The organism is Pseudarthrobacter sulfonivorans (assembly GCF_024391045.1).
Classification (GTDB): Bacteria; Actinomycetota; Actinomycetes; order Actinomycetales; family Micrococcaceae; genus Arthrobacter; species Arthrobacter sulfonivorans_B.
The window spans coordinates 23,751-43,075 of record NZ_JANFCZ010000032.1 but is presented as its reverse complement, the minus strand read 5'-3'; the positions used below and the strand labels follow the sequence as shown (position 1 = coordinate 43,075).

Genomic DNA, 19,325 nt, shown 5'->3' with positions numbered 1-19,325 from the left:
GGTGTCGGTTTGAAGCCTCATTACGACATCTGCTGTTACCTAGTTGGGCTGGGAGGGGAGTTTCGGGTCAGCCGAGGAGCTTGCGGAGGTACTGAAGCTGGCGGATCCAGTGGTGTTCCTGACCGCCTTCGTGGTTGTTGAACCGGTAGACCTCGATCTCCTTTGCGGCCCCGGCGCCGGCCGGACCGGCAGCCGTGCCGTAGGCGTTAAAGCTGCCGAAAACCGTGGACGGCGGGCAGACGTCGTCCATCAGCGCCACCGAGTAGAGGGCCGGAGCGGTGGCTGCCCGGGCGAGATTGACGCCGTCGAAATAATTCAGCACCGCGAGCATCGGCTCATAGCGGTCCCGGTGCCGGCCCAGGAACGCCGCGATTTCCGGGTATGGACCGCGTTGGGCGATGTCGATGGACCGCGGAAAATCCTGGAGGAACGGAACGTCCGGCAGGGTGGCGATAACGCCGTCGAGCCTTCCGGCCACCAGCCCGGCAACCGCTACGGCAATGCCGCCGCCCTGGCTGATGCCGTTCAGTACCACTCGCGAAGGATCCACTTCGGGATGGGACTGAGCCGCCTCCACGGCACGGAATGCGTCGACGTAGACGCGCCGGTAATAGTAGTCTTCGCGGCTGGCGGCGCCACGGGTCATGAGCCCTGCATAGGCTACGTCGCCGGCGGACGGATGCGGGTCCGGCGTGTCGCCCACAATCCCGCCGAAACCCTGGCCCCTGGTATCCATGATGAAGTGGGCATAGCCGGCCTGCGCCCACTTTGTATCCTGGTTGACCAGGCCGCGGCCGCCCGAATATCCGATGTACTGCACGACGACGGGTAGCCGGCTACCAGCGGCACGGTTCGCCGGGAGGTGCAGCCAGCCTTTGATCGGCGCACCGCCAAAGCCAGCGAAGGTGACGTCGAAGGTGTCGATCACGGTCAGGTGGTTTTGCACCTGCTCAAACGTGGCCCCGAGCGCATATGTTCGCGCCTCTTCGATAGTTGCGTCCCAGAAGTCCTGCAGGTCCGCGGGCGCTGCGACGCTCGAGGTGAAGGCGCGGAGCTGCTCAAGGGGCAGGTCGAAGAGGGGCATGGTTTGCCGTCCTGTCTCGTCTGGAATACCTCAGGAGATCCTATGTCATACAACCGCGTTGCGGCAGGGACGGCCGGGACACGCCGCCGTCGTTGCTGATGGGTGGCCACCTCTGTGCCCGGCGCAGTCAGCCCCGGATTTTCCAGCCATCCCGGCGTCCGGCCGCGCGGCTGCAGATTTCCCTTGTCAGGCCCTTGAACCTGTGGGACTCTGCTGGAAAAGCTAGAGGTCGGTGAGTCCAGTGACACAAGGCACGGAGATCGACAGGAGCGCTGTCGACGAACTGCAGGCTACCTTCCGGGGCGACATCGTCCGCCCTGATGATGCCGGCTACGACGATCACCGCAAGGTCTGGAACGGTTCGATAGACCGCCGGCCCGCTATCATCGCCCGCTGCACCGGTGTCGCAGACGTTCGCGCCGCTATCAAGCTGGCCAGGTCGCAGGGCCTACTCACCGCCGTCCGCGGCGGGGGCCATAGCTTTCCAGGGTTATCGGTGTGCGATGACGGCATGCTCATCGACCTCGGCCTGATGAAGGATATCCGGGTTGATCCGGAGGCGCGGACGGTGCGTGTCCAGGCCGGTGTCCTGCTTGGAGAACTGGATCGCGAGACGCAGGAGTTCGGGCTTGCTGTTCCTTCGGGAATCGTTACCCACACCGGCGTCGCGGGCCTTACGCTCGGCGGCGGCATCGGCTGGGTCATGCGCAAATATGGGCTCTCGATCGATCAACTGCTGTCAGCCGACGTAATCACCGCCGACGGCGAACTTGTCCGGGCGAGCGAGCGGGAGAACTCCGATCTTTTCTGGGGCCTGCGGGGCGGCGGCGGAAACTTCGGCATTGTCACGGACTTCGAGTTCCGGCTTAATCCCGTGGGTCCATACGCTGTTGCGGGGCCGGTCTTCTGGAAGATGGAGGATGCCCGGGACTTGCTGAAGTTCTATCGCGACTGGACCTCGGACTGCCCCGACGAGCTCATGACAATTGCGGTGCAGCGCAGGGCTCCGGCGCTCCCGTTCGTCCCGCCGGACCTGGTGGGCAAGCACGTCATCGGCGTCACCGCCTGCTACGCCGGACCGGTCGAGGATGGGGAGCGGGTATTGCGGCCGCTCAAGGAATTTGGATCGCCGGTACTCGATTTCTGCCAGCCGAAGCCATACCTGGAGCACCAGAAGATGTTCGACCCGTCCTTCCCGCACGGCTGGCACTACTACTTCCGCGCGTGCGACGTCGCAGGCCTCAGCGACGAGGTGATCGATGTTGTTGCCGAGTATGGCATGCGGATCGTCTCGCCAGTAACCAGCATCGCCCTGTGGCAGATGGGCGGGGCCGTGGGGCGGATCGACGACGACGCAACTGCTTTTAATGGGCGGAAGGCAGGTTTCACGTTCAACATCAATGGCAATAGCACCACCGCCGAGGGCTTCGATGCCGAGCGGGAGTGGGCCCGTGATTATTGGGCCGCCTTGGCACCCCACCACACCGGCGTGTACGTGAACTTCCTTATGGAAGAGGGCCAGGAGCGCGTCAGGCAGGCATACGGAGCCGCCAAGTACGAAAGACTAAAGGCCCTCAAACGCCAGTACGACCCCACGAATTTCTTCCGGCTCAACCAGAACATCAGGCCCGACTGATAACTGGCCAACGGACGCTGACCTCGGGTTCCGGAAGCAAAATCAAAGCTGAAGCGGTCGCATTCCGGACGCCGCTCTAGGCGGCCAGGGGCATCCCGAAAAGTTCCTCGGCCCGCCGGACAAGATGCTCCGGCACGTCCGTTTCACCGCGGTCTTCATCATTTCCCAGGAAGACGGCACATCCACGTCCGGCTCCCGCCAAGTCCAGCCCGCCATCATAGGTCAGCTGGGCTGCGCGCAAATTCAACGGCAGGTTTTGGATCAAGCTTTCCGCGTTGAGGTAGACATGCCAGTCACCGCGTGCAATTGATTCGATGTCGCCGCCAACCAGCTCCTGCAGGTTGCGCAGGGTCGCCTCGATCGGCTCGACGCGGACCGGTTCGCCGGTACAGGCCGGAATTATTAGTGCTTTAAAGAGGGTGTTCATTTTTCGTCCTGTGGTGTTAACCACGCCCGGCTTTCGGATGTTCCCGCCCGTTGCCTGGGGACACCAATTCGCCAAGCGGCGGGCTACTCGACGGCAGCCAGGACGGGGGGTCAGACCGCCGCACGCGCGAGGTGACACTTCGCGGCAGTGTTTTCCACCCACACTGCCGCGAAGTGTCATCTCGACGCCGGGTCAGGGCTTCGGAGCGTGCTGCACCCCGGCTTCGCGGTAGTAGCCCTCTATGTGCGCGGCGACAAGCTTCGCCGCGAGGCCGCCGTCGTCGTTTCTGATCGCGGCCAGGATCCCGCGATGCTCGGCCTGCAGGCGTGACGCGGTGACGCCCCAATCGGGGAGGTTGGCCGTCAGAGTTGCGGCGTACCCTTGGATGGATTCGCGCAGGGAGCCCATCATCGCGCTGACCACGGCGTTGCCGGCGGCGTCGGCCAGGGCGAGATGGAAACGGACGTCCAGGGCAAGGAAGTCACCCGTCGCCTCACTGCCGCGTCCGACGGCGTCCATTCCGTCCAGCAGCGTTTCGGCAAGTTCCAGCTCGGGCGCGTCAGCCCTGGCATGGGCGGCTGCCCAGGATTCCAGCAGCACCCGAGTCTCAACGATGTCCGCGACGGGGAGGTGCTGTGTAGCGACGTGGAGCCGCAGCGCCGAGCCGAGCGCCGCCGTCGGGTCGGAAATCACCACGGTGCCCGCCTCCGGTCCGGACCCGACGCCGGCCCGGACCACGCCCATCGCCTCCAGTATCCGGATGGCTTCCCGCACCGAAGTCCGGGAAACGCCGAGCTGCTCGGCCAGGGTTCGCTCCGCAGGCAGGCGCCCGCCCACCGTCAGTTCGCCGCCGGAGAGTTGCTTTTCGATCCATGTCAGGACAAGTTGGTGCGTACGCATAAGGCCATGGTAGTTGATGTGGTTGGACCACATGCCCTACAGTGTGGTTAGACCACAGCGGCACCCGCTCGTGTCCGCCCGGGCCGGCCCATCGACGGAGGAAGACATGACCCACACCATCCAGCCGAACAATCCCGAGACCACCCCGGCTCCGGACGCCACGGATATTCCGGCCACCGGCGCACCTGCCGCAACGCCGTCGTCGTCCGTCCCTCGCGCAACTCCTCCGGCCCTGAAGCGCCGCATCCCCAAGTATTCGGACCTCGCCCCGCTAATGCAGTTCAAAAAACCCGAGTTCAGCCGCGCCGCCAAGCTCAAGCGCGCCAGCACCATCTGGGAGCTTCGCGACCTGGCCAAGCGCCGCACCCCGCAGGCCCCGTTCGACTACACCGATGGCGCGGCGGAGGAGGAGATCACCCTCCGCCGTGCCCGCCAGGCGTTCTTGGACATCGAGTTCCGGCCCGGCATCCTCCGGAACGTATCCAGTATCGATTTGACCACCGACATCCTGGGTAAGCCCTCCCGGCTGCCCGTGGGCATCGCCCCCACCGGCTTCACCCGGATGATGCAGTCCGAGGGTGAATACGCCGGCTCGCAGGCAGCCGAGGCCGCCGGCATCCCGTACACCCTTTCCACCATGGGGACCGCCTCCAATCGAAGATGTGGCCGCCGCCGCGCCCAACGGCCGCAACTGGTTCCAGCTTTACCTGTGGACGGACCGCGACCGCTCGCTTGAACTGATCGAGCGCGCAGCTAAAGCCGGCAACGACACCCTCATGGTCACCGTGGACACCGCCGTCGCCGGTGCCCGACTCCGCGACGTCCGCAACGGCATGACCATCCCGCCGGCGCTGACCCTCAAGACCGTCCTGGACGCCTCCTACCGCCCGGCCTGGTGGTTCAACTTCCTCACGCACGAGCCCCTGACCTTCGCCTCGCTCTCGCGCTACACCGGAACCGTGGCCGACCTCATCAACTCGATGTTCGACCCCACCCTCACCTTCGAGGACCTCGACTGGCTGCGCGAAACGTGGAAGGGCAAGCTGGTGGTCAAGGGCATCCAGACCGTGGAGGACGCCCGCAAGGTGGTGGATCACGGCGCCGACGGCATTGTGCTGTCCAACCACGGCGGCCGCCAGCTTGACCGCGCGCCCATCCCGTTCCACCTGCTGCCGGAGGTTGCCGCGGCCCTGAAGGCGGACAACTCGGAGGCGGCCATCATCCTGGACACCGGCATCATGAGCGGCGCGGACATCGTGGCGGCACTGGCACTGGGCGCCGACTTCACCCTGATTGGGCGCGCGTATCTCTATGGGCTGATGGCAGGCGGACGCGCGGGCGTGGACCGGACGCTGCAGATCCTGGAAAAGGACATGGCCCGCACCATGGCGCTGCTCGGCGTCAGCAAAATCTCGGAGCTGACCCCGGACCACGTACGCCTGCTCGCGAGGTAAGAGTCCCCCGCAGGCTACTTCTTGCGGCCGAACTTCGGGAGGTTCGGCAGGTTGGCCAGCAGGTCCGCGGCCTTGGTGGCCGCGCGGCCAACCGTCCGGCCGATCTGCTGGGGAACCGTATCGTCGCTGAGCGGGACTGCGGTGCCGCCAGGGATGACGACGGCGGGGCTCAGTTCTGCGTCCTCGCGTGCCAGGACGGCGGCCACATCTGCGTTGTCGGGAACGTGGATGCCAGCGGCACCCTCGCTGCCGGCTTCCTCCGCGGGCACCTCAGGTGCCCGGGTTGCGGAGGCTGCGGGGCCGACGTCGAACGTTTCGAGCCAGCTGACGATGCCCTCCAGCGGTTTGGGGTTCAGGGCGTAATAGCGTTTTTGGCCCTGCGCCCGCATGCTGACCAGCTGCGCCTCGCGGAGGACTTTCAGGTGCTTGGAGATGGTGGGCTGGCTCGCAGAGAGCTCCTCCACGAGTTCCCCCACTGCTTTGTCCCCCGAGCGCAGGGAAACCAAAATGTCGCGCCGGGTTGCTTCCGCAATGACGGCAAATACGTCGTCTGTCACCATGCCTCCCACCCTAGCGACATATACGCCGCAAGGCATCAACTATTTCCTCCCCGGCACTGTCGCACCGACCTGAGGTGGAGTAGGTTGCACGGATGGAAGATACATATCAGGTGGTCGTGGTGGGTGCCGGGTTCGCGGGGCTGACAGCCGCCAGGGAACTGGGCCGCAAGGGCATTCGTGTTTTGCTGATCGATTCCAACAACTATCACCAGTTCCAACCGCTGCTTTACCAAGTGGCGACCTCACAAATCGGGGTATCGGCCATCGCCCGTCCGTTGCGGTCCGTTTTCCGCCGCATCAGGCCGGTGAGGGTGCTCACGGCGCATGTGGCGTCGGTCGATCCAGCCAACCGCACGGTCACCACCACCGACGGCGAGACCTTCCGGGCGCAGGTGCTGGTCATCGCGGTGGGGGCCACGCCGAACTATTTCAACACCCCCGGCGCCGAGGAACATGCCTTCCCCCTGTACTCGGTGGCCGACGCCACCCGTCTAAGCTCGCGCTTAACCAGCCTGCTTGATCAGACCGACCGGGAACCCACCGGTTCCGTGGACGTGGTGGTGGTGGGCGGCGGCCCCACGGGCGTTGAAACGGCCGGCGCCATGGCGGAAAACATCAAGTTCGTGGTCCCGAAATACTTTTCGCCGGAACTCGCGGCCCGCTGCCGTGTTCATCTGGTGGATATGGTGCCGACAGTGTTGAACGCCTTCTCGGAAAAGTCCCAGGACTACACGAGGAAGCGCCTGACGAAGATTGGCGTCCAGCTGCACCTGGGCGTGGGTGTGGCTGATGTCCGGGAGGACGGGGTGACGCTCGCGGACGGAACCACCATCCCCAGCCGGGTGGTGGTGTGGGCCGGCGGCCTGAAAGGGGGCGACATCATCACCAACTCCGGACTGGCGCAGGGCCGGGGAGGCCGGATTGATGTCCGTCCGGACCTGACGGCGCAGGATGCCGAGGGCGTTTACGTCCTGGGCGATGCGGCCAACATCACCGACTCCACGGGCGCTAAACTCCCGCAACTGGGTTCAGTTGCGCAGCAGGCAGGGAAATGGGCGGCCCGGAACATCCATGCCGACCTGACCGGAGGCACGCGGCAACCCTTCAAATACGTGGACAAGGGCTACATGGCGATGATCGGCCGGGGCGCGGCGGTGGCCGAGATCGGCCGGCAGCGCATCCAGCTGCAGGGGTCACTGGCGTTCGTGTCCTGGCTCCTGGTGCACCTTGCCCTGCTCTCGGGGTTCCAGCAGAAAGTGCGGGCACTGTTCTCCTGGCTCAACGGCTACATCGTCCACAGCCCCGCACAGGTGGTGATCGGCCGGCCGGACTGACGCAGGGCCGCTCCGCAAAAACCACGTCTCGTCGAAACCAGGCCTAGTCGAACCAGGGATCCAGTCCGTGGAACGGGAAGACGGCTTTGCGCGTGGCCATCACGGTCCGGTCCACGGCGTCGTTGGGGTCGAAGCCCACTTCCCAGGACCGCCACCAGAGTTCAACGTCATCGCCCATGAACTCGGGGGCGTTCCGCCCGAACTTGGCGAGCACATAGGCGCGCCAGTCATTCGGGACCTCGGTGCGCAGCGGGACGGGACGCCCGGCGGCGATGGCGATCAGGTGGCTCCAGGAGCGCGGCACAACGTCCGTGACGCTGTACCCGCCACCGCCCGTGGCGATCCAGCGTCCGCCGCAGTACCGGGCGGCAAGATTCCCGACGGCGGTGGCAGCCTCGCGCTGGCCGTCCACACTGATATTCAAATGTGCCAGGGGGTCGTGGCGGTGCGAATCGCAGCCGTGCTGGCTGACGATGACTTCGGGCTGGAAGGCGCCCATGAGCTGCGGCACCACGGCGTAAAAAGCACGCAGCCAGCCGGCGTCCCCCGTGCCGGAGGGCAGCGCGACGTTCACGGCGCTCCCCTCCGCGTGCGGACCGCCGGTCTCATTCGCAAAGCCTGTCCCCGGGAAGAGTGTCAGGCCGCTTTCGTGCAGCGAGATGGTGAGGACACGGGGGTCATCCCAGAAGATGCTCTCGGTTCCGTCCCCGTGGTGCGCGTCGACGTCGATGTACGCCACGCGGCCGATGCCGGCGTCGAGCAGCCTCTGGATGGCAACCGCGGCATCATTGTAGATGCAGAAGCCGCTGGCACGTTCGCGGGCCGCGTGGTGCATCCCGCCGCCGAAGTTCACGGCGTGGAGGGCGGACCCGTCCAGGATGGCGTTCGCTGCCAGAAGTGTTCCGCCCGCCAGCCTCGCGGCGGCCTCGTGCATTCCGGCGAAGGCCGGGTCGTCCTCGGTGCCAAGGCCGCGGGCTTCGTCGGGCTGCGCCGGGTCTTGGCTGACCCGGCGCACCGCCGCCACGAACTCGGGCGAATGGACGGTCTCCAGTTCAGCGTCCGTGGCCACGTCCGGGGCGGCGACGGAAACATGCGCCAGGTCGAGCAGGCCGAGACTCCCGGCGAGGCGGGCCGTCAGGTCCATCCGTTCAGGAGCCATCGGGTGGCCGGGGCCAAAGTCATAGGCAGTCATGGCAGAACTCCACACCACCATCGTCGGCGGTGCGGGCTGGCTGAGACCGGGCAGATATGTCATCAATCACAGGCTACCGGAGGTCGCAGCCCCGCCCACCCGGTCATTACGCAGTCATTAGTGGTTTACTACTGAGGGAAACAGTTTCTACCGAGGAATGCCACCCATGACCGAACGCCAGTCGAGGCCCAGGAACCCGCCCAGCTGGCACCCAGCGGACCCGGAGCGCGATGGCCTCTGGATTTTCACCCGCCTGCGCGACTTCGTTGACGACATCGCCAATACCTCGCCGGCACGGCTTGCGCTGACCGTGTTCGCCTCGGTCTGCCTCGTATTCACTTTCCTGCTTTCGCTGCCCGTCGCGTCCGCGACCGGGACGGGTACGCCCATCCACCAGGCATTGTTCACCGCGGTTTCGGCCGTGTGCGTCACTGGCCTGACAGTCGTTTCGACGGCGACGCACTGGTCCTTCTTTGGGCAACTGGTCATCATGGTGGGCATCTTCGTGGGCGGCTTGGGAACGTTGACGCTCGCTTCGCTGCTGGCTCTGATGGTCAGCAAGAAACTCGGGGTGCGCGGCAAACTGATCGCCCAGGAAGCCATGAACAACGCTGGGCGCCTCGGCGAGGTGGGTACCCTCCTGCGGATCGTCATTGCCACCTCGGTGGTCATTGAAGGCGCCTTGGCTCTGGCGATGATCCCGCGTTTTATCATCCTTGGGGAGCCTTTCTGGGAGTCGGTCTGGCACGGGGTCTTTTACTCGATTTCGTCCTTCAACAACGCCGGTTTCACCCCGCATTCGGACGGGATCGTGCCTTACGAGACCGATCTCTGGATCCTGATACCGCTGATGCTTGGCGTGTTCCTGGGCAGCCTGGGCTTCCCGGTGGTGATGGTGCTCCAGCAGAACGGGCTGAACTGGAAAAAGTGGAACCTGCACACCAAGCTGACCATCCAGGTGTCCTTCATCCTGCTGGCGGCCGGAGCCGTGCTGTGGGGCCTGATGGAGTGGGACAACGTGCGCACCATCGGGAACATGAACCTCGGCGACAAGATCACCCATTCGCTGTTCGCGTCAGTCATGACAAGGTCCGGCGGCTTTAACCTGGTGGAACAAAACCACATGGAATCCACCACCATGCTGCTCTCGGATGCCCTCATGTTTGCCGGTGGCGGCTCGGCCTCCACCGCCGGCGGCATCAAGGTGACCACCATCGCCGTCATGTTCCTCGCCATCGTGGCCGAGGCCCGCGGCGACGCCGACGTCAAGGTCTACGGCCGTACCATCCCCCAGGGCGCCATGCGCGTGGCCATCTCCGTGATCGTGGCCGGCGCGACCCTGGTTTCCGTTTCCGCGTTCCTGCTTCTGCAGATCAGCGGCGCATCCCTGGACCGGGTGCTGTTTGAAACGATCTCAGCCTTTGCCACCGTGGGACTGAGCACGAACCTCAGTGCCGAGCTGCCGCCGTCGGGCGTTTACGTCCTGACCGCGCTGATGTTCGCAGGCCGCGTTGGCACTGTTACCCTTGCGGCCGGACTGGCGCTGCGCCAGCGCAGCCAGCTTTACCACTACCCGGAAGAGAGGCCCATCATTGGCTAATTCCTCAGGCGTCCCCAACCGCCCCGCCCACAACGCACCGGTGCTGGTGATCGGGTTGGGCCGTTTCGGCTCGTCCACGGCCGAGCAACTCGTGAAGCAGGGCAGGGAAGTCCTCGCAATCGAACGCGACCGGACGCTGGTGCAGAAATGGGCGCCGCTCCTCACCCATGTGGTGGAAGCGGACGCCACGAACATCGAAGCCCTGCGCCAGCTCGGTGCACAGGAGTTCAGCTCAGCCGTGGTGGGAGTGGGAACGTCCATCGAGTCCTCGGTGCTGATCACGGTCAACCTGGTGGACCTGGGCATCGAACACCTCTGGGTCAAGGCCATCACGCCCTCGCACGGCAAGATCCTGACGCGCATCGGGGCGAACCACGTGATCTACCCCGAGGCCGATGCCGGCGTCCGGGCAGCGCACCTGGTCTCCGGCCGCATGCTGGACTTCATCGAGTTCGACGACGACTTTGCGATCGTGAAAATGTACCCGCCCCGCGAGACGGTGGGGTTCACCCTCGATGAGTCCCAGGTCCGGTCCAAGTACGGTGTAACGATCGTGGGCGTGAAGTCACCCGGCGAGGACTTCACCTACGCCCGTCCCGAAACCAAGGTATCGGCCCGCGACATGCTGATTGTCTCCGGACACGTGGACCTGCTGGAACGGTTCGCGGCGCGGCCATAGGGCCCTCAAGAAAACCTCCGCCGATTTTTTGTCCAGGTAGTCGCCTCGAGGACTCCCCCAGGCCGCATTATCTGGACAAAAACTCCGGGGTTAGGCCAGTTGCCGGGAAATCTCTGCTGCGCGATCGGCTGCGGCACGGGCTCCGGCCGCGATGATGGCCGGCATTCCACGTTCGTCGAAGGTGGCGATGGCGCGTTCCGTGGTGCCCTTGGGGCTGGTTACGCTGATGCGCAGGGCTGAAGGGTCCGCGCCCGGCTCCGCGAGCATGAAGCCCGCCCCCGCTACGGTCTCCCTGGCCAGGAGGGTCGCCAGGTCGTGTTCCAGGCCCAGCTCGACGCCGGCGGCCGCCATGGCCTCGGCCAGGTAGAACGCGTAGGCCGGGCCGGAGCCGCTGATGGCAGAGACGGCGTCCACCTGCTCCTCCGGCACCTCCACGACCGTGCCCGCCGCCTTGAAGATGTCCTTCGCCAGCTGCAGCTGCTCGGGCGAGCAATGGGTACCGGCCGATACCGAGACGACGCCGCGTCCCAGCTTGGCGGGTGTGTTTGGCATGGTCCGGATCACCGGCTGGCCGGCCGGCAGCGCAGCCTCAAGCTGGGCCAGTGACACGGCGGCGGCCACACTGACAACGATGGTTTTCGGTGACAGCGAACCGCTGATTTCATGCGCCAGACCGGCGATGCCGGCGGGCTTTACGCCAAGAATCACAACGCCGGCTCCCTTGGCCGCTTGCTTGTTGTTGTCCGGCTCCTCGTCACCGGCGATGGCCGTAATACCGTGATGGCGCTCAGCGAGTTCCGCAGCGCGTTCCGTGCGCCTGACAGTGGCCACGACGTCGGCGGGGTCGGTTCCGGCGGCAAGGAGACCGGCAAGGATGGCTTCGTTCATGGATCCACAGCCCAGAAAGGCGATTCGGTTGCTCATGGTCCCATCATTGCAGTTCGGCTGGATGGCCGCAGAACTAAACTAATCCGCTGTGACGGGAACCCGCCTTTTTCGACTCCCAGCGGACTCCCATGTTGGCCGCAGCTTGTTCACAAGTTGCCGCCCTATCGTAGTTATTACCTCATTGAGGGTGCGAGTGATGCGGCAAGCATGGGGATGTTTGCCCGAGGCGCCGGTGGTTTGCAGCAGGTTTCCCCCCATTTTCCTGCTGCGGACCCCGGCGCTTTCGCGTTTAACAGCCTTTAGCCCGCGGAGGCGACGGCGAAAAGGCCCCCGACGCCCAGCAGGTACAGGATCAGAACGATCAGGGAGTCGACCCCCATGCCCAGCACTTTCCGCCGGGGCCTGAAGATCAGTCCCAGCATGTATACCAGCGTCAGCAGGATGGCCAGTGCTGTGAGATAGATGTCGGTTGACTGGGCCTGCGGAAGAACCGGTTTTCCGGAGATCAGTACGGCAACCAGGAAGAGGACGGGCAGAAACGCGTTGCCGCCGAAGATGTCGCTGAAAGCGAGTTTGTAGTCCCCCTGCTTCACTGATGCCAAGCCGGTGGAGATCTCCGGCAAGGACGTTGCCAGCGCCAGGAACGTGGCGCCAAATAGGACCCCGGAGAGACCCATCTGGCCCGCGATCGCGTCGCCGCTGCGTTCAAGCGCCACGCCGGCAGCGAGGGTGACGGCGGCGGCAATAGTGAAGATCGTGACCGAGCGCGCGGTACTCGGCGGCTTTGCGTTCTTCGGGGACGTCCCCTTGCTGTGTCCGCGCGGTTTAGCCTGGCTACCCGGAGCATGTCCCTGCTCATGCCATGGCAAGGACTTCTGGGAGCGTTGGACCAGGAACAGGCCCAACACCCAGACCAGGACGATCAGCACTGCGGCTGGCGTTAGCCGGAATGCCACCAGCGACGCCGGCATTTGGCTGCCTGCGATCACGACGCCGAGTATCCCGATGACCGTAACCGCCTCGATGACCAGCGACAAAGATGCGGCCCGGTAGCTCAAGGGTTCGGGGCCCCTGGTACCGAACAGGTCCAGGACAACAAGCACCACCGTCTGGATCGCTATGCCACCCAGGATGTTACCCACAGCAACGCCAATATTTCCGGTGGCAGCCGCACTCACCGTAATGGCAATCTCCGGCAGGTTTGTGGCCACCGCCAAGAGAATCAGGCCACCAAGTGCCGATCCGAGGTGGAGCCTGTCGTCAAGGATGTCGGTTTGCCGCGACAGCTGAACTCCGGCCAGCCAGATGGCGGCCGCGGCAGCAGCAAAAATCAGCACCAACATCAGCAGCGGCATCGACTCCACTTTGGCTCCTCGTCCTAAAACCTTAGGCGGGTGTTGCCTCGACGGCATTTCGGCTTGCGCCGAGTTCAACTACGTGCGGTGCCGGATCCAATGGACCCGCGAAGACCAGCTGGTCCAGGCGCCGCAGGATCAGTCCCTCGCGCAGGGCCCACGGGCAGATCCTCAGTTTCTTGAACTTGAACATCTCCAGCGCGGCTTCAGCCACCAGGGCGCCGGCGAGCAATTGATGGGCGCGGGCCTCGGACACGCCCGGCAGGAAGAGGCGGTCCTCCACCTTCATGGCGGAAATCCGCTGGGCCCAGACGCCCAGGTCGGTGGCGTTGAGCTCGCGCTTCACATACGGGCCGGCGGCGCTTGGGGCTGCCCCGGCGATCCTGGCCAGCGACCGGAAAGTCTTTGAGGTGCCGGCCACAAGGTTCGCGCGCCCCAGCCCTTCAAACTGTTTCACCGCGGGCGCCAGTGTTGAGCGGATGTAGCGGCGCAGTTCCTTGACGCTCTTGGCCGACGGCGGATCCTCCGCCAGCCAGTCACGGGTCAGGCGGCTGGCACCTAGCGGAACGGAGGTGGCCATCTCCGGCAGCTCGTCCTGGCCAAAGGCCATTTCGAAGGATCCGCCACCAATATCCAGGTTCAGGACAGGCCCGGCGCCCCAGCCGTACCAGCGGCGGACCGCAAAAAAGGTCATGGACGCTTCTTCGCTGCCCGTCAGCTCCTGCAGGGTCACCGTGGTCTCGTACTTGACGCGCGCCAGCACGGCAGGGCCGTTGGTGGCTTCACGGATAGCCGAGGTACAAAACGCCAGCAGGTCATCGGCTTTGTGCCGGGCAGCGAATTCCCAGGCTTCCAGGACGAATTCGGTCAGCTCGTGCTGGCCCTCATCGGTGATGTTGCCGTCGGCGTCCAGGTATTGGACCAGGGACAGCGGGCGCTTGTGTGAGGCGAAAGCCACCGGCCGCGCGCCGGGGTGGGCATCCACCAGGAGGAGATGGACAGTATTGGACCCGATATCAAGGACGCCTAGCCGCATCCTGCCATTATTCCCCCGGGCGGCCCCGCACTCACAACCGGCCCAAAAATCTCAGTTGGTCGAAGGGTCCTCAGGTGAGCCCTCGGGCAGTTCATCGGCGCGCTTGAAATCGCGCTTGATGTTCGCCACGCCCTCCGGGTTGATCTCGAAACCGTAAGCGGCTCCGGGGTTGATCACCATGCCCAGTTCCTCGCCGATGTTGGCGATGATGGCCGCGCCCTGCGTCCCCAGCACGTTCGGGGCCGCCTCAAGGTACTGCTCGTCCACCCGGCTCGGGTGCGAAAATACCGCGAGGACAGGGTCGCCGTCGGCGTTTGCAAGAACCAGCGGCTCCACTTGGGAATCTTCGCCCTCGATGCCGTCGGTGCTGATGACGTACACCTCGCTGTTGAGGAACGACAGGATGACGTCCACCGGGCTGCCCTCAGGCTGGCCGCCCAGGGCGAGCTTCTCTTCGAGGTCGTTCAGCGGCGTAGGGTCGGCTGTGCCGGGCTGTTCAGTCATGTATCTACTCGACCACGTTGAGCCCGGCACCGCAATTCCACCAACCCGGCACCTATTTTTTGGCCGGGGCCTTCTTCTTGGCAGGTGCCTTGCGGGCCGTGGTGGTGCGCTTGACCGGCCCCTTGGCCCGCTTCTCGGCGAGGAGTTCCACGGCCTGTTCCCGGGTGAGTTCTTCCAGGGAGGTGGCGCGGGGAACGGTGATGTTGGTGATGCCGTCCGTGATGTACGGCCCGAAGCGGCCTTCCTTCACCACGATGTTCTTCTCCGAGACGGGGTCCGGACCGAATTCGGCCAGCGGCGGCACGGCGGCGCGGGCGCCACGCTGTTTCGGCTGGGAGTAGATCTCCAGCGCCTGCTCGAGCGTGATGGTAAAGATTTCCTCTTCGGTGCCGATCGAGCGGGAGTCCGTGCCCTTCTTCAGGTACGGTCCAAAGCGGCCGTTCTGAACCGTGATGAGGTTGCCTTCGGCGTCCTCCCCGAGCGCGCGGGGCAGGCTCATCAGCTGGAGTGCTTCGTCCAAGGTGACCGAGTCCACTGTCATGGACTTGAACAGCGAACCGGTGCGCGGTTTGGCCTTGACAGGCTTCTTCGGCGGCTTGGGTTTGCCGTTTTTGTAGTACTCCACCGGCTGGTTGGCGATCTGTTCCTCGGTCATCTCCGGGATGACTTCGGTGACGTAGGCGCCGTAGCGGCCGTTTTTGGCAACCACGGTGTGTCCGGTGTGCGGATCCGCACCCAGCACGCGTTCCTCCGGCGCGGCCGTCTCCATCAGTTCCACTGCCTTGGCGGCGGTCAGTTCGTCCGGAGCCAGCTCCTCGGGAACGTTCGCCCGGGAGTTCTCGACGATTTCGCCGGTCTTGGGGTCCACCGTGGCGGCGGAGCTTTCGAGATACGGGCCAAACTTGCCCACCCGCAGTGTGATCTCGTCCGTGATGGGAATCGAATTGATTTCCCGGGCGTCGATGTCGCCGAGGTTGTTCACGATGCTCAGCAGGCCCGGTTCGGTGTCCTCGCCGAAGTAGAAGTGCTTGAGCCAGGCCGGTCCCCGGGCTTGGCCGTTGGCGATCTTGTCGAGGTCCGCTTCCATGTCGGCCGTAAATTCGTAGTCAACATAGTCGGTGAAGTGCTGCTCCAGGAGGCGGATCACGGAGAAGGCGATCCAGCTGGGCACCAGCGCGGAGCCCTGTTTCCGGACGTAGCCGCGGTCCTGGATGGTGGAGATGGTGGAGGCATAGGTTGACGGACGGCCGATGCCCTTCTTCTCCAGCTCGGCGGTCAGCGACGCTTCGGTGAAGCGCGGCGGCGGGGAGGTCTCGTGGCCCACAGCCACAATCTCCGACGCCGTCAGGGCGTCGTCCTTCGCCACGTTCGGGAGCCTGCGGGCCTCGTCGGAGTCGTCGTCGCCGCGGCTCTCGTCCTTGCCTTCTTCGTACGCGGCCAGGAAGCCCGGGAAGGTGATAACGGTGCCGGAGGCGGAGAACTCAGCGTCCCGGCCGTCTGCGGCAACGGCACCCAGGCGGATGGTGGCCGTGGAGCCCTTGGCGTCGCCCATCTGTGAGGCGACGGTGCGCTTCCAGATCAGCTCGTACAGGCGGAACTCGTCGCCGGAGAGCTGGCTGGCCACCTGCGCCGGCGTGCGGAAAGAGTCACCGGCGGGACGGACAGCCTCGTGGGCCTCCTGCGCGTTGGCGGCCTTGTTGGAGTAGACGCGCGGTGAGGCGGGAACGTATTCCGGACCGTACAGCTCGGAAGCCTGGCGGCGGGCAGCCGTGACGGCCTCGTCGCTCAGGGCCGAGGAGTCGGTACGCATATAGGTGATGTAGCCGTTTTCATACAGGCGCTGTGCGATCTGCATGGTGCTCTTGGAGGAGAAGCGCAGCTTGCGGCCGGCCTCCTGCTGCAGCGTCGAGGTGGTGAACGGCGCGGCGGGACGGCGGGTATACGGCTTGGTGTCCACGGACCGGACACGGAAGTCCGCATCCTGGAGCCCGGTGGCCAACGACGTGGCGAGTTCCTCATTCAGGTGCACCGCATTGCGGGCGGTGAGGACGCCGTCGTCGTTAAAATCGCGGCCGCTGGCCACCTTGGCACCGTCAACCGCGGCGAGCTTTGCCTTGAAGGAGGCCGAACCGGCGGCGAACTGGCCGGTCAGGTCCCAGTACGAGGCGGCTTTGAAGGCCATGCGTTCGCGTTCGCGGTCCACCACCATGCGGGTGACCACGGACTGCACGCGGCCGGCGGACAGGCCGCGTGCCACCTTGCGCCACAGCACGGGGGAAATTTCGTAGCCGTAGAGGCGGTCCAGCACGCGGCGGGTTTCCTGCGCGTCCACCAGGGCCGTATCAACATCGCGCAGGTTGTCCATGGCACGGTGGATGGCTTCCTTGGTGATTTCGCCGAACGTCATCCGGTACACCGGAACCTTGGGCTTGAGCACTTCCAGCAGGTGCCACGCGATGGCCTCGCCCTCGCGGTCCCCATCGGTTGCGAGATAGAGGGCGTCGGCATCTTTCAGCGCGGCCTTCAGTTCGGTGACCTTTTTCCGCTTATCCGCGGACACGACGTAGTAGGGCTTGAAGTCGTTGTCGATGTCGACGGCGAACTTGCCCACCGAGGTTTTCTTCAGTTCCGCGGGAAGCTCGGACGGCTGCGGCAGGTCCCGGATGTGCCCGATGGAGGCCTCGACAATGAAGCCCTCGCCGAGGTACTTGGCGATGGTCTTGCTCTTGGCCGGAGACTCTACGATCACGAGTTTCTTGCCGGTTTTGGCCTTGCTTGGCACGGTGCTCCTACAGAAAAAGGTTGCTCGGGCAGATGAGCCCATATTCGCCTAGTTCACCATATTTTGGCCAAGGATGCGCATTTATGTGGAAAACGTCAGGGTCTGCGGGACGCTTTCCGGGCCCCGGATTCCCGTTTTCCACAGCCGCCGGGGCAGCGTTTATTCGGCCGGAATCAGGAACCCGTCACGGAGCAGATTTCCCACTTCGGCGAGTAGCCCCGCGCGGAATGCGCCGCCGTCGAACCCGTCATCCCCGGCCAGGCTGCCGCCCAGCAGCGCGGCCAAAGCACCGATGATCTGCCCAACGGAGAGGTCGCCGTCGCACGCGGAAACGAAGCCGGCCAGTTCGGTGCTGAGCAGGTTGGTGCGCCGCAGTCCGGCCCCTTGGCGGAGCAGGATCACACCCGGGTGTTCGGCGCCGGGGCGCTGATGGCGTTCCTCGGTGACGTCGTCCGCCACGAGCAGGTGCGTGTCCGCCAGATTGTGCGTGGCGAGCCAGTCGGAACGCTCGACGGCGGCGCCCAGGTGCGGGCCGACGGGCTGTTCGATGGGGTAGGTGATTTCCTCGAACCGGCGGATGGCGGCAGCAACCGGCGCCCCGTCGCCCGACCCGACGGCGGGCCGTCGGAGCCAGATCATGCCAAAGCCGATCCCCGCCACGTTCCGGGAGGCGAAGTCCGCGAGGTAGGCCGCGTAGGCGTCGCGGTAGTGCTGCCGGTCGCGGGATTCGGAGGCGTCCTGCAACCAGGTCTCGGCGTACTGTTCCGGGCTGACCTGTTCGCGCTGGATGAACCAGGCGTCCACGTCCGGGCTGACCCAGCTTTCCGGCCGATCCGCCCACGCCGCTCCGGCGGGGATCTCCCAGTTGCCCAATAACTGGGCTGTTCCGCCAGGAGCCAGGACGGATGGCAGGTCCCGGATCAGCGAGGACACGATCTCGTCCCCGGGCAGGCCGCCGTCGCGGTATGTGAACTGGCCGGAGGCCTCCTCGCCAAGCGTCCGCGGCGTAATCACAAACGGCGGGTTGGACACCACCAGATCGAATTCCTCCCCAGCCACGGGCTCCAGGAGCGAACCCAGCCGCAGGCTCACGCGGTCTTCCAGATGCTCCGGATCCAGATGCAGCGCCTCGGCGTTCAGGAGCAGGTTGAACCGGGTAAAGGCCAGGGCACGCTCGGAAATGTCCGTGGCGGTGACGTGCTCGGCATGGTGCAGCAGGTGGAACGACTGGATTCCGCAGCCCGTCCCGAGGTCCAGCGCCCTGGCAACATGCCGGCGGATGGTGGTTTGGACCAGCGTGGTGGATGCCTGCCCAATCCCCAGCACATGGTCGTGCCGCAGCATCCCCGCCTGCTGGTGCGCCGCGAGGTCGCTGGCCACCCAGAGCTCGGCGCCGCCGCTGCTGACAGATTCCTCCGTTTCGGCACCCTCCCAGCCGTACGGCCGCAGATCCGCCCTGGCCTGCATCAGGCCGTCTTCGGCAGTGCCGGGTACGGGCTCAAGCAGCCCCAGCTCGACGAGTCCGGCTGCCCGGATCCCCGGCAGGGCGGCGTCGAGCGTTGCCTGAGTCTGGGGTTCCGCCAGGAGCCAGAGACGTACGACGGCGGCGAGCGCCGCCGTCGTGCGTTCACCGTTCGGAGACTCACCGCGTGTGGCGCTCTCGGTGGCCAGCAGGGCGGGGATGATCTGGTCGCGGTTGAGCGCGTTGTAGGCTGATTCGCCGAGCAGCCCGGCCACGCCGTCGAGCGTGTAGTCGATTCCCCGGAGGTCCGTGGCGAGCGCTGCCAACAGGTCGGGGAGGTCGCTGCGGGGCGCGTCGGGGGTGTTGCCGGCCAGGAAGAGCGTGGAATCAGTCACTGCCCAAGTCTATTGGCGCAGAAACCATGGCCCGGAT

At 65.2% G+C, this 19,325-nt stretch carries 15 protein-coding genes and 1 pseudogene; 5 read left to right on the top strand and 11 right to left on the bottom strand.

Going from position 1 to position 19,325, the window contains the following annotated elements; all coding sequences use genetic code 11:
• Nucleotides 1–67: 67 nt before the first annotated feature.
• Nucleotides 68–1,084: an acetylxylan esterase gene (locus NQJ30_RS17130; protein WP_255771325.1), complete on the bottom strand. Its 1,017-nt coding sequence runs from the start codon at nucleotides 1,082–1,084 to the stop codon at nucleotides 68–70.
• Between the two features lie 241 nt (nucleotides 1,085–1,325).
• On the opposite strand from NQJ30_RS17130, the gene NQJ30_RS17125 reads away from it, so the two are divergent.
• On the top strand, nucleotides 1,326–2,720 hold the full coding sequence (locus NQJ30_RS17125) for an FAD-binding oxidoreductase (RefSeq protein WP_255771323.1): 1,395 nt from the start codon (nucleotides 1,326–1,328) through the stop codon (nucleotides 2,718–2,720).
• Between the two features lie 76 nt (nucleotides 2,721–2,796).
• Here NQJ30_RS17125 and NQJ30_RS17120 read toward each other — a convergent pair whose 3' ends face one another.
• Both NQJ30_RS17120 and NQJ30_RS17115 read right to left on the bottom strand, forming a co-directional pair.
• Nucleotides 2,797–3,171: a DUF3846 domain-containing protein gene (locus NQJ30_RS17120; RefSeq protein WP_308215279.1), complete on the bottom strand. Its 375-nt coding sequence runs from the start codon at nucleotides 3,169–3,171 to the stop codon at nucleotides 2,797–2,799.
• 168 nt (nucleotides 3,172–3,339) lie between these two features.
• Nucleotides 3,340–4,047: a FadR/GntR family transcriptional regulator gene (locus tag NQJ30_RS17115; RefSeq protein WP_255771322.1), complete on the bottom strand. Its 708-nt coding sequence runs from the start codon at nucleotides 4,045–4,047 to the stop codon at nucleotides 3,340–3,342.
• A gap of 106 nt (nucleotides 4,048–4,153) precedes the next feature.
• Between NQJ30_RS17115 and NQJ30_RS17110 the strand changes: the two are divergent.
• Nucleotides 4,154–5,501, top strand: a pseudogene (locus NQJ30_RS17110) (alpha-hydroxy acid oxidase).
• Between the two features lie 14 nt (nucleotides 5,502–5,515).
• Here the strand turns inward: NQJ30_RS17110 and NQJ30_RS17105 are convergent.
• On the bottom strand, nucleotides 5,516–6,061 hold the full coding sequence (locus NQJ30_RS17105) for an ArsR/SmtB family transcription factor (protein ID WP_255771321.1): 546 nt from the start codon (nucleotides 6,059–6,061) through the stop codon (nucleotides 5,516–5,518).
• A 92-nt stretch (nucleotides 6,062–6,153) separates the two neighbouring features.
• Between NQJ30_RS17105 and NQJ30_RS17100 the strand changes: the two genes are divergently transcribed.
• Nucleotides 6,154–7,395 (top strand): NAD(P)/FAD-dependent oxidoreductase, encoded by a 1,242-nt coding sequence (locus NQJ30_RS17100; protein ID WP_255771319.1) that lies wholly within the window; start codon nucleotides 6,154–6,156, stop codon nucleotides 7,393–7,395.
• Nucleotides 7,396–7,438: 43 nt separating this feature from the next.
• Here the strand turns inward: NQJ30_RS17100 and NQJ30_RS17095 are convergent, their stop codons facing one another.
• On the bottom strand, nucleotides 7,439–8,650 hold the full coding sequence (locus NQJ30_RS17095; protein WP_255771318.1) for an acetoin utilization protein AcuC: 1,212 nt from the start codon (nucleotides 8,648–8,650) through the stop codon (nucleotides 7,439–7,441).
• Between the two features lie 103 nt (nucleotides 8,651–8,753).
• Between NQJ30_RS17095 and NQJ30_RS17090 the strand changes: the two genes are divergently transcribed.
• Both NQJ30_RS17090 and NQJ30_RS17085 read left to right on the top strand, forming a co-directional pair.
• On the top strand, nucleotides 8,754–10,187 hold the full coding sequence (locus NQJ30_RS17090; RefSeq protein WP_255771317.1) for a TrkH family potassium uptake protein: 1,434 nt from the start codon (nucleotides 8,754–8,756) through the stop codon (nucleotides 10,185–10,187).
• Nucleotides 10,188–10,227: 40 nt separating this feature from the next.
• Nucleotides 10,228–10,866 (top strand): potassium channel family protein, encoded by a 639-nt coding sequence (locus tag NQJ30_RS17085; protein ID WP_190990742.1) that lies wholly within the window; start codon nucleotides 10,228–10,230, stop codon nucleotides 10,864–10,866.
• 90 nt (nucleotides 10,867–10,956) lie between these two features.
• Here NQJ30_RS17085 and proC read toward each other — a convergent pair whose 3' ends face one another.
• The 6 genes from proC to NQJ30_RS17055 form a co-directional block, all read right to left on the bottom strand.
• Entirely contained in the window at nucleotides 10,957–11,790 is an 834-nt protein-coding gene (gene proC, locus NQJ30_RS17080; RefSeq protein ID WP_255771316.1) for a pyrroline-5-carboxylate reductase, read from the bottom strand.
• A 263-nt stretch (nucleotides 11,791–12,053) separates the two neighbouring features.
• A complete protein-coding gene (locus tag NQJ30_RS17075; protein WP_255771330.1) occupies nucleotides 12,054–13,109 on the bottom strand; it encodes a sodium:calcium antiporter in 1,056 nt (351 codons plus the stop codon).
• A 31-nt stretch (nucleotides 13,110–13,140) separates the two neighbouring features.
• Nucleotides 13,141–14,145 (bottom strand): Ppx/GppA phosphatase family protein, encoded by a 1,005-nt coding sequence (locus NQJ30_RS17070; protein WP_255771314.1) that lies wholly within the window; start codon nucleotides 14,143–14,145, stop codon nucleotides 13,141–13,143.
• A 51-nt stretch (nucleotides 14,146–14,196) separates the two neighbouring features.
• Nucleotides 14,197–14,649, bottom strand: a complete 453-nt coding sequence (locus NQJ30_RS17065) for an SseB family protein (protein ID WP_255771313.1) — start codon at nucleotides 14,647–14,649, stop codon at nucleotides 14,197–14,199.
• Between the two features lie 52 nt (nucleotides 14,650–14,701).
• Nucleotides 14,702–17,431, bottom strand: a complete 2,730-nt coding sequence (topA, locus tag NQJ30_RS17060) for a type I DNA topoisomerase (RefSeq protein ID WP_255771312.1) — start codon at nucleotides 17,429–17,431, stop codon at nucleotides 14,702–14,704.
• A 159-nt stretch (nucleotides 17,432–17,590) separates the two neighbouring features.
• Complete coding sequence (locus NQJ30_RS17055) at nucleotides 17,591–19,288, bottom strand: DUF7059 domain-containing protein (RefSeq protein WP_255771311.1); 1,698 nt, start codon at nucleotides 19,286–19,288, stop codon at nucleotides 17,591–17,593.
• Nucleotides 19,289–19,325: the final 37 nt, after the last annotated feature.